Origin of the sequence: Streptomyces sudanensis (genome assembly GCF_023614315.1) — a bacterium.
GTDB lineage: Bacteria > Actinomycetota > Actinomycetes > Streptomycetales > Streptomycetaceae > Streptomyces > Streptomyces sudanensis.
In genome coordinates, this window is sequence record NZ_CP095474.1 from 4653509 (window position 1) to 4664174 (window position 10666).

Genomic DNA, 10666 nt, shown 5'->3' on the forward strand with positions numbered 1-10666 from the left:
CCACCACCCGCCCCGGCACCCGGGCCCGCTCCGGGCCCCGCCGCGGCAGCCCCGCGGCGTCAGCCCCGCGGTGCCGCCACACCGAACGCAGGGCCCGCGCCCCCCGGACCCTGCCGAACACCCACATCGAACGCACCAGCTCACGACCTTCCATGTCGATCACCCTGCCACCCGCCGAGGCGCGTACGTGAGGCGTTCAACCACCGTTCACCTGGGGGGAGATCACATGTTCAGCCCGCCGACCGCGAAGAGGGGGAGCTGGTGCGAAACACGCTCCCATGGCATCGTCCCTGTCAGCCGCGTCACGCGCACACCCAGCCCGTGCGCGGGACACACGCAGATCCGCGTACAGCCAGGGAGCACACCCCATGACATCGACGTCAGCGACAGCGCACTCCGAGCCGCCGGAGCCGCTCTGGCAGCCGGACCGGGACCGCATCGCCTCCGCCGCGGTCACCCGCTTCCAGGCCTGGGCGGCGGAGCGCCACGGAGCCCCCGCGGGCGGCGGGTACCCGGCGCTCCACCGCTGGTCCGTCGACCACCTCGACACCTTCTGGCAGGCCGTCGCCGAGTGGTTCGACGTCCGCTTCGGCACCCCCGGCACACGGGTGCTGGGCGACCGCGCCATGCCCGGCGCCCAGTGGTTCCCCGGAGCCACCCTCAACTACGCCGAGCACGCCCTGCGCGCCGCCGACGAGCGCCCCGACGCCCCCGCGCTGCTCCACGTCGACGAGACCCACGAGCCGACGCCCGTCACCTGGGCCGAACTCCGCCGCCAGGTCGCCGCCCTCGCCGCCGAGCTGCGCGCCCTCGGCGTGCGCCCCGGCGACCGCGTCAGCGGCTACCTGCCCAACATCCCGCAGGCCACCGCCGCCCTCCTCGCCACCGCCGCCGTCGGCGGCGTCTGGACCTCCTGCGCCCCCGACTTCGGCGCCCGCAGCGTCCTCGACCGCTTCCAGCAGGTCGAACCCGTCGTCCTGTTCACCGTCGACGGCTACCGCTACGGCGGCAAGGAGCACGACCGCCGCGACACCGTCGCCGAGCTCCGCCGCGAACTGCCCACGCTCCGCGCGGTCGTCCACATCCCCCTCCTCGGCACCGACGCGCCCGAGGGCGCCCTGGAGTGGGACGCCCTCACCTCGGGCGCCGCCGCCCCCCGGTACGAGCAGGTCCCCTTCGACCACCCGCTGTGGATCCTCTACTCCTCCGGGACCACCGGCCTGCCCAAGGCCATCGTCCAGTCCCAGGGCGGCATCCTCCTCGAGCACTTCAAGCAGCTGGGCCTCCACTGCGACCTCGGCCCCGACGACGTGTTCTTCTGGTACACCTCCACCGGCTGGATGATGTGGAACTTCCTCGTCTCCGGCCTCCTCACCGGCACCACCGTCGTCCTCTACGACGGCAGCCCCGGCCACCCCGCCGTCGACGCCCAGTGGCGCGTCGCCGAACGCACCGGGGCCACCCTCTACGGCACCTCCGCCGCCTACGTCATGGCCTGCCGCAAGGCCGGCGTCCACCCCTCCCGCGACCACGACCTGTCCAGGATCAAGTGCGTCGCCACCACCGGGTCGCCCCTTCCGCCCGACGGCTTCCGCTGGCTCCACGACGAGTTCGCCGAGAACGGCGCCGACCTGTGGATCGCCTCCGTCAGCGGCGGCACCGACGTGTGCAGCTGCTTCGCCGGAGCCGTCCCCACCCTCCCCGTCCACATCGGCGAGCTCCAGGCCCCCTGCCTGGGCACCGACCTCCAGGCGTGGGACCCCCAGGGCAAGCCCCTGGTCGGCGAGGTCGGCGAACTCGTCGTCACCAACCCCATGCCGTCCATGCCGATCCACTTCTGGAACGACCCGGACGGCAGCCGCTACCACGACAGCTACTTCGACACCTACCCCGGCGTCTGGCGCCACGGGGACTGGATCACCCTCACCGACCGCGGCTCCGTCGTCATCCACGGCCGCTCCGACTCCACCCTCAACCGGCAGGGCGTCCGCATGGGCAGCGCCGACATCTACGAAGCCGTCGAACGCCTCCCCGAGATCAAGGAGTCCCTCGTCATCGGCCTGGAGGAGCCCGACGGCGGCTACTGGATGCCCCTCTTCGTCCACCTCGCCGACGGCGCCGTCCTCGACGACGCCCTGACCGAGCGCGTCAAGCGGACCATCCGCGCCGAACTCTCGCCCCGCCACGTCCCCGACGAGATCATCGAGGTCCCCGGCGTCCCCCACACCCTCACCGGGAAGCGCATCGAGGTCCCCGTCAAGCGGCTCCTCCAGGGCACCCCCCTCGACAAGGCGGTCAACCCCGGCTCCGTCGACGACCTCGACCTCCTCCGCTTCTACGAGGACCTCGCCCGCCGGCGCGCCCAGCGCCCCGCCAACTGACCGGCCCGCCGTCACTGTCAGTCCCCCTGGTTACTCTGAGTGAGCATCGAGTAGCAGCCGACCACCAGGGGGACCGATGGCACACACGACCCGCACCACAGCCCTGCGGCAGGCCCTGCGCCGCGAAGCACCGGCCACACTCGGCCTCCTCACCGACGCACGGGACTTCGCGGCCATGCGCCGGTACCGCACCTTCACCTTCGACGACCACCCCACCTACCTCCGCGAGGTCGAACACCTCCTCAAGACCCTCGCCGCCGACGGCACCCACACCACCGTCACCCTCTTCGACCCCGAGGAGTACGCCGCCTACTGCGCCGAGACCGGCCTCGACCCCGACACCCGGGCCGGCCGCACCCGGTACACCGCCGAGATCGCCGCCAGAGGCGTCCGCGTCCCCTACACCGGGCAGCCCGTCGACGAGCTCGTACCCCTCCTGGTCGACGCCGCCGTGCGCCACGCCACCCAGCAGTACGCGACCCTCCTCCTCGACGACGCCGGCCGCTGCGCCGACTGCGGCGAGGACATCGGCCGCGCGGCCTTCGAACAGGCGTCCCGCGCCGTCCTGCGCCTCCTCGACGAGGCGGGACCCGGCGCACACCAACTCGTCTGCAGCATCCCCGCCGCCGACGACCAGCTCCTGGCCGCCCTGCGCACCGACCGCTCGGCCCCCGAGCCCGCCCGCCTCGACTCCGCCGAGGGCACGGCGTTCCTCACCGTCCTCGCCGCCGGCATCGCCCGCGCCACCCCGGGCGGACTGGTCCTGCGCACCAGCACCCCGGGCGCCCCCGACCGCCTCCACGGCTGGCGCCTCGACCACGGCCGCCTCGTCCCCCTCACCGAGGCCGAGGTCTTCAACGCCTACTGCACCGACGCCGACACCGGAGATCCCCTCCCACCCGAACCGGGCGTCGAGTACCGCGCCGGCTTCGACCTCGCCCCCGACGACGGCCGCCCCACCCACCACTGACCGCACCCCGCCACCGACCGGGGGAACGCGAAAGGGCCCTCCCGCACGCGGAAGGGCCCCACCCCCGGCGCACCGGCCTCATTCGCCGGACAGCACCGCCCGCACGGCGATCCGCGCGCCCTCCGCCGAGTCGGCCGCGCGCGCCGCGGCGGCCGCCCGCTCGCACTGCGCGAGCGTGTACCTCGCCAGTACCGCCCGCACACGGGGGATCGACGCCGCACCCATCGACAGGGAGGAGACGCCCAGACCCACCAGCACACAGGCCAGCAGAGGGTCGGCCGCGGCCTCACCGCACACACCGCATCCCCTGCCCTCGGCACGCGCCGCCCCGGCCGCCGCCGCGACCAGGTCCAGCAGCGCCGGCTGCCACGGGTCCTGGAACCGCGACACCGCGCCCACCTGCCGGTCCGCCGCGAACGCGTACTGCGCCAGATCGTTCGTGCCCAACGACAGGAACCCGACCTCCTGCAGGATCGACCGCGCCCGCAACGCCGCCGCGGGGATCTCGACCATCGCGCCGCACCCGGCCCCCAGCCCCGCCTCGCGGCACGCCTCCGCGAACGCCCTCGCGTCCGCCCGGTCCGCCACCATCGGCGCCATGACCTCCAGGCGGACCGGCAGCCCCTCGGCCGCCTCCGCCAGCGCGGCAAGCTGCGCCCGCAGCACTTCGGGGCGGTCCAGCAGCGCCCGCAGCCCCCGTACGCCGAGCGCCGGGTTCGGCTCGTCCGCCGGCGACAGGAACGCCAGCGGCTTGTCCGCACCCGCGTCCAGCACCCGCACGACGACCCGCCCCCCGGGGAAGGCCTCCAGTACCTCCCGGTACGCCCCGACCTGCCGTTCTCCGGACGGCGCCCGCCCACCGTCCTCCAGGAACAGCAGCTCCGTACGGAACAGCCCGACCCCCTCGGCTCCGACGGCCACCGCCGCCGGCACGTCCGCCGGGCCGCCGACGTTCGCCAGCAGCGGCACCCGGTGCCCGTCCGACGTCGCGCCCGGCCCGGCCGACCCCGCCAGGACGGCCTCGCGCTCCCGCCCGACCCGCTCCAGCTCGGCACGCCTCGCGCCACGCGGTTCGACGAAGACCTCACCCGTGCCGCCGTCCACCGCGACCACGGTGCCCTCCGCCAGATCGCACGCCCCGGGCAGCGCCACCACCGCCGGCACACCGAGTGCCCGTGCCAGGATCGCGCTGTGACTGGTCGGCCCGCCCTCCTCGGTCACGAAGCCGAGCACCAGCGACGGATCCAGCAGCGCCGTGTCGGCCGGCGCCAGATCGCGCGCGACCAGTACGTACGGCTCACCGGTGTCCGGCACCCCCGGCATCGGCACACCCAGCAGCCGCGCCACGATCCGGTTCCGTACGTCGTCGAGGTCCGCGACCCGTCCCGCCAGGTACTCCCCGGCGCCCGCCAGCAGCGTCCGGTACGCGGCGAACGCGTCGTACACGGCCCGCTCGGCGGTCGAGCCCACGGCGACACGCCGCTCCACGTCCGCCATCAGCTCGGGGTCCTGCGCCATCAGGGCCTGCGCCTCGAGAACGTGCTGGGCCTCCCCGCCGACCAGGTTGCCCCGTGCCGTCAGGTCGGCCGCCACCGCATCGACGGCCCGACGGGCGCGTTTCTGCTCCCGCTCTGTCTCCTCGGCGGGAATCCGCCTGGCAGGCGGTTCCAGTACCGCCGTGCCCATGTGTCGCACCTCGCCGATCGCCACACCGTGGCTCACGCCGAGACCGCGCAGCGTTGTCTCCATCTCCACCCGTCTCCGATCGAGCGGCGGCAGGCGCCGTCGCCTGAGGAACATCCCGTTCGACACCACCGCGCGGACGGCGGTGGCCTCACTCCCAGACGAAGAGCGTCTCGCCGGCCTCCAGTTCGCCGTCCTCGCGCAGCCCACCGAGGGCGTCCGCGGCGGCGTCCAAGGCGACGACCGGGCAGACCGGAGACTTTCCGGCCTCCTCCACGGCGGCCGGACTCCAGCGGACGATCCCCTGGCCGCGCGTGACGGCGTCGCCCTTCTCCACGAGCAGTTCGAAGCCCTCACCGCCGAGCTGGACGGTGTCGATGCCGAGGTGGGTGAGCACCCCGCGCCCCCCGGCGTCGACGATCACGAAGGCATGCGGGTGGAGCGAGGCCACGACCCCGTCGACGGGTGCGACGGCCGTCGCCGGCTCGCGCACCGGGTCGATGGCGGTGCCCGGACCGACCATGGCGCCGGAGAACACCGGGTCGGGTACGGCGGCGAGCCCGACGGCGTGCCCGGCGAGGGGCGATGTCACGATGGTCATCAAAGGCCTCCCAAGGGGCGAGTTCGAACACACCCGTCACTGTGCGTGTCGGAAAGTATGCTCTTCGGAGCGTATGCCACGAACAGTGCCGGGCTCGTGCGAGAGGCTCCGATCGGGGGCTTCCGGGCCGTAGAGGCGATTTGCCTCGACTGGCGGGCAGGAGTAATGTCGTAGGCCTGCTCGGCGCCCGGCCCCATGTGGTCGAGGTGGGGCAGCGACCCGCCAGGGCGGGATCCTCAGCGGTCTACACCGGAATTGGCTCGCATTTTCATGTGGCCGGACGAAGGTGTGGTCAGAGGATCGGAAAGCCCCTGGTAGAGTCGGAATCGCCGGAAAGGGAAACGCGAAAGCGGAGAACGGCCCGGCGGCCCGCTCCAGCGGGTGGCGGAGACGGAAAACGGATCTGCTAGTCTGGAGAAACCGAAGGGAAAGCGCCCGGAGGAAAGCCCACGGAAGGTTTCGGTGGGTGAGTACGAAGGAAGCGTTCGTTCCTTGAGAACTCAACAGCGTGCCAAAAATCAACGCCAGATATGTTGATAACCCCGTCTCTGCAGGGATCTGCGGGGATGTGGTTCCTTTGAAGAACACAGCGAGGATGCTGAGGACCGGGGGGATCATTCCTTTCCCCGGTTCCGCTCGACGCGAGTGGTTCGCCCCGATCACGGGGAGACATTCACGGAGAGTTTGATCCTGGCTCAGGACGAACGCTGGCGGCGTGCTTAACACATGCAAGTCGAACGATGAACCCGCTTCGGTGGGGGATTAGTGGCGAACGGGTGAGTAACACGTGGGCAATCTGCCCTGCACTCTGGGACAAGCCCTGGAAACGGGGTCTAATACCGGATACGACCGCTTCGGGCATCCGATGGCGGTGGAAAGCTCCGGCGGTGCAGGATGAGCCCGCGGCCTATCAGCTTGTTGGTGAGGTAACGGCTCACCAAGGCGACGACGGGTAGCCGGCCTGAGAGGGCGACCGGCCACACTGGGACTGAGACACGGCCCAGACTCCTACGGGAGGCAGCAGTGGGGAATATTGCACAATGGGCGCAAGCCTGATGCAGCGACGCCGCGTGAGGGATGACGGCCTTCGGGTTGTAAACCTCTTTCAGCAGGGAAGAAGCGCAAGTGACGGTACCTGCAGAAGAAGCGCCGGCTAACTACGTGCCAGCAGCCGCGGTAATACGTAGGGCGCAAGCGTTGTCCGGAATTATTGGGCGTAAAGAGCTCGTAGGCGGCTTGTCGCGTCGGATGTGAAAGCCCGGGCTTAACTCCGGGTCTGCATTCGATACGGGCAGGCTAGAGTGTGGTAGGGGAGATCGGAATTCCTGGTGTAGCGGTGAAATGCGCAGATATCAGGAGGAACACCGGTGGCGAAGGCGGATCTCTGGGCCATTACTGACGCTGAGGAGCGAAAGCGTGGGGAGCGAACAGGATTAGATACCCTGGTAGTCCACGCCGTAAACGTTGGGAACTAGGTGTTGGCGACATTCCACGTCGTCGGTGCCGCAGCTAACGCATTAAGTTCCCCGCCTGGGGAGTACGGCCGCAAGGCTAAAACTCAAAGGAATTGACGGGGGCCCGCACAAGCAGCGGAGCATGTGGCTTAATTCGACGCAACGCGAAGAACCTTACCAAGGCTTGACATATACCGGAAACGGCCAGAGATGGTCGCCCCCTTGTGGTCGGTATACAGGTGGTGCATGGCTGTCGTCAGCTCGTGTCGTGAGATGTTGGGTTAAGTCCCGCAACGAGCGCAACCCTTGTTCTGTGTTGCCAGCATGCCCTTCGGGGTGATGGGGACTCACAGGAGACTGCCGGGGTCAACTCGGAGGAAGGTGGGGACGACGTCAAGTCATCATGCCCCTTATGTCTTGGGCTGCACACGTGCTACAATGGCCGGTACAAAGAGCTGCGAAGCCGTGAGGCGGAGCGAATCTCAAAAAGCCGGTCTCAGTTCGGATTGGGGTCTGCAACTCGACCCCATGAAGTCGGAGTTGCTAGTAATCGCAGATCAGCATTGCTGCGGTGAATACGTTCCCGGGCCTTGTACACACCGCCCGTCACGTCACGAAAGTCGGTAACACCCGAAGCCGGTGGCCCAACCCCTTGTGGGAGGGAGCTGTCGAAGGTGGGACTGGCGATTGGGACGAAGTCGTAACAAGGTAGCCGTACCGGAAGGTGCGGCTGGATCACCTCCTTTCTAAGGAGCACTTCTCACCTGGTTCCCTTCGGGGGCCGGGTCAGGGGCCAGTACATCGGCGCACGTCCGATGCTGGTTGCTCATGGGTGGAACGTTGATTAGTCGGCAGGTGTGACCGGTTCGGTCTTTCTAGTACTGCTCGTGAGAGCGTGGAACGGAAGGGGTGAGCGGCAGTCTGTCGGGCGCGCTGTTGGGTGTCTGAGGGTGCGGGCGTGTGCTCGTGGCCTTCGGTACGCCGGCCCCAGTGAACTCCGGACGTTCGGTCCGGGGGTGGTGGGTGGCTGGTCGTTGCTTGAGAACTGCACAGTGGACGCGAGCATCTGTGGCCAAGTTTTTAAGGGCGCACGGTGGATGCCTTGGCACCAGGAACCGATGAAGGACGTGGGAGGCCGCGATAGTCCCCGGGGAGCCGTCAACCAGGCTGTGATCCGGGGGTTTCCGAATGGGGAAACCCGGCAGTCGTCATGGGCTGTCACCCATGCCTGAACACATAGGGCATGTGGAGGGAACGAGGGGAAGTGAAACATCTCAGTACCCTCAGGAAGAGAAAACAACCGTGATTCCGGGAGTAGTGGCGAGCGAAACCGGATGAGGCCAAACCGTATGCGTGTGAGACCCGGCAGGGGTTGCGCATGCGGGGTTGTGGGATCTCTCTTTCACGGTCTGCCGGCCGTGAGACGAGTCAGAAACCGTATGGGTAGGCGAAGGACATGCGAAAGGTCCGGCGTAGAGGGTAAGACCCCCGTAGTCGAAACTCATGCGGCTCGTTGGAGAGACACCCAAGTAGCACGGGGCCCGAGAAATCCCGTGTGAATCTGGCGGGACCACCCGCTAAGCCTAAATATTCCCTGGTGACCGATAGCGGATAGTACCGTGAGGGAATGGTGAAAAGTACCGCGGGAGCGGAGTGAAATAGTACCTGAAACCGTGTGCCTACAAGCCGTGGGAGCGTCGGGGCCTTCGGGCCCTCGTGACTGCGTGCCTTTTGAAGAATGAGCCTGCGAGTTTGCGGTGTGTTGCGAGGTTAACCCGTGTGGGGAAGCCGTAGCGAAAGCGAGTCCGAATAGGGCGGTGTAGTAGCGCGCTCAAGACCCGAAGCGGAGTGATCTAGCCATGGGCAGGTTGAAGCGGAGGTAAGACTTCGTGGAGGACCGAACCCACCAGGGTTGAAAACCTGGGGGATGACCTGTGGTTAGGGGTGAAAGGCCAATCAAACTCCGTGATAGCTGGTTCTCCCCGAAATGCATTTAGGTGCAGCGTCGTGTGTTTCTTGCCGGAGGTAGAGCACTGGATAGGCGATGGGCCCTACCGGGTTACTGACCTTAGCCAAACTCCGAATGCCGGTAAGTGAGAGCGCGGCAGTGAGACTGTGGGGGATAAGCTCCATGGTCGAGAGGGAAACAGCCCAGAGCATCGACTAAGGCCCCTAAGCGTACGCTAAGTGGGAAAGGATGTGGAGTCGCAGAGACAACCAGGAGGTTGGCTTAGAAGCAGCCACCCTTGAAAGAGTGCGTAATAGCTCACTGGTCAAGTGATTCCGCGCCGACAATGTAGCGGGGCTCAAGCGTACCGCCGAAGTCGTGTCATTGCAGCATGAGGGCCAACGCCCGCTGTGATGGGTAGGGGAGCGTCGTGTGCCGGGTGAAGCAGCCGTGGAAGCGAGTTGTGGACGGTTCACGAGTGAGAATGCAGGCATGAGTAGCGATACACACGTGGGAAACGTGTGCGCCGATTGACTAAGGGTTCCTGGGTCAAGCTGATCTGCCCAGGGTAAGTCGGGACCTAAGGCGAGGCCGACAGGCGTAGTCGATGGACAACCGGTTGATATTCCGGTACCCGCTTTGAAGCGCCAGCGCTGAACCCAGCGATGCTAAGCCCGTGAAGCCGTCGTGTGCGTCTTCGGACAAGCACGGAGTGGTGGAGCCGGTGGCCCAGACTGGTAGTAGGTGAGCGATGGGGTGACGCAGGAAGGTAGTCCAGCCCGGGCGGTGGTTGTCCCGGGGTAAGGGTGTAGGCCGTGTGGTAGGCAAATCCGTCACACATTGAAGGTTGAGACCTGATGCCGAGCCGATTGTGGCGAAGTGGATGATCCTATGCTGTCGAGAAAAGCCTCTAGCGAGTTTCATGGCGGCCCGTACCCTAAACCGACTCAGGTGGTCAGGTAGAGAATACCGAGGCGTTCGGGTGAACTATGGTTAAGGAACTCGGCAAAATGCCCCCGTAACTTCGGGAGAAGGGGGGCCACGTCTGGTGACGAGTCTTGCACTCCGAGCTGGGGGTGGCCGCAGAGACCAGCGAGAAGCGACTGTTTACTAAAAACACAGGTCCGTGCGAAGCCGTAAGGCGAGGTATACGGACTGACGCCTNCCNGTGCTGGAACGTTAAGGGGACCGGTTAGCCTGGATTCGTCCGGGCGAAGCTGAGAACTTAAGCGCCAGTAAACGGCGGTGGTAACTATAACCATCCTAAGGTAGCGAAATTCCTTGTCGGGTAAGTTCCGACCTGCACGAATGGCGTAACGACTTCTCGACTGTCTCAACCATAGGCCCGGTGAAATTGCACTACGAGTAAAGATGCTCGTTTCGCGCAGCAGGACGGAAAGACCCGGGACCTTTACTACAGTTTGATATTGGTGTTCGGTTCGGCTTGTGTAGGATAGGTGGGAGACTGTGAAGCCGTGACGCCAGTCATGGTGGAGTCGCCGTTGAAATACCACTCTGGTCGTGCTGGATGTCTAACCTGGGTCCGTGATCCGGATCAGGGACAGTGTCTGATGGGTAGTTTAACTGGGGCGGTTGCCTCCTAAAGGGTAACGGAGGCGCCCAAAGGTC

Annotated in this window: 4 protein-coding genes and 2 rRNA genes (1 of these 6 only partly in view); 4 read left to right on the forward strand and 2 right to left on the reverse strand. The window is 67.1% G+C overall.

Annotated elements, in window-relative coordinates; all coding sequences use genetic code 11:
• The first annotated feature begins 368 nt into the window (after positions 1 to 368).
• Positions 369 to 2381: an acetoacetate--CoA ligase gene (locus MW084_RS21575; protein ID WP_010468728.1), complete on the forward strand. Its 2013-nt coding sequence runs from the start codon at positions 369 to 371 to the stop codon at positions 2379 to 2381.
• Between the two features lie 76 nt (positions 2382 to 2457).
• Complete coding sequence (locus MW084_RS21580; protein ID WP_010468726.1) at positions 2458 to 3351, forward strand: hypothetical protein; 894 nt, start codon at positions 2458 to 2460, stop codon at positions 3349 to 3351.
• 78 nt (positions 3352 to 3429) lie between these two features.
• On the opposite strand, the gene ptsP is transcribed toward MW084_RS21580, so the two are convergent.
• Together ptsP and MW084_RS21590 are read right to left on the reverse strand one after the other, a co-directional pair.
• Complete coding sequence (gene ptsP, locus MW084_RS21585) at positions 3430 to 5100, reverse strand: phosphoenolpyruvate--protein phosphotransferase (RefSeq protein WP_010468724.1); 1671 nt, start codon at positions 5098 to 5100, stop codon at positions 3430 to 3432.
• Positions 5101 to 5185: 85 nt separating this feature from the next.
• On the reverse strand, positions 5186 to 5635 hold the full coding sequence (locus tag MW084_RS21590) for a PTS sugar transporter subunit IIA (RefSeq protein ID WP_010468722.1): 450 nt from the start codon (positions 5633 to 5635) through the stop codon (positions 5186 to 5188).
• 672 nt (positions 5636 to 6307) lie between these two features.
• Between MW084_RS21590 and MW084_RS21595 the strand changes: the two genes are divergently transcribed.
• Together MW084_RS21595 and MW084_RS21600 are read left to right on the forward strand one after the other, a co-directional pair.
• A 16S ribosomal RNA gene (locus tag MW084_RS21595) occupies positions 6308 to 7835 on the forward strand.
• Positions 7836 to 8159: 324 nt separating this feature from the next.
• A 23S ribosomal RNA gene (locus MW084_RS21600) occupies positions 8160 to 10666 on the forward strand (it continues 608 nt past the right edge of the window).
• Together the 16S and 23S rRNA genes form the textbook arrangement of a ribosomal RNA operon.

Excerpts from the sequence above, each read along its gene's own strand:
- MW084_RS21575 (WP_010468728.1), top strand. The coding sequence starts at position 369 with ATGACATCGACGTCAGCGACAGCGCACTCCGAGCCGCCGGAGCCGCTC.
- MW084_RS21580 (WP_010468726.1), top strand. The coding sequence starts at position 2,458 with ATGGCACACACGACCCGCACCACAGCCCTGCGGCAGGCCCTGCGCCGC.
- ptsP (WP_010468724.1), bottom strand. The coding sequence starts at position 5,100 with ATGGAGACAACGCTGCGCGGTCTCGGCGTGAGCCACGGTGTGGCGATC.
- MW084_RS21590 (WP_010468722.1), bottom strand. The coding sequence starts at position 5,635 with ATGACCATCGTGACATCGCCCCTCGCCGGGCACGCCGTCGGGCTCGCC.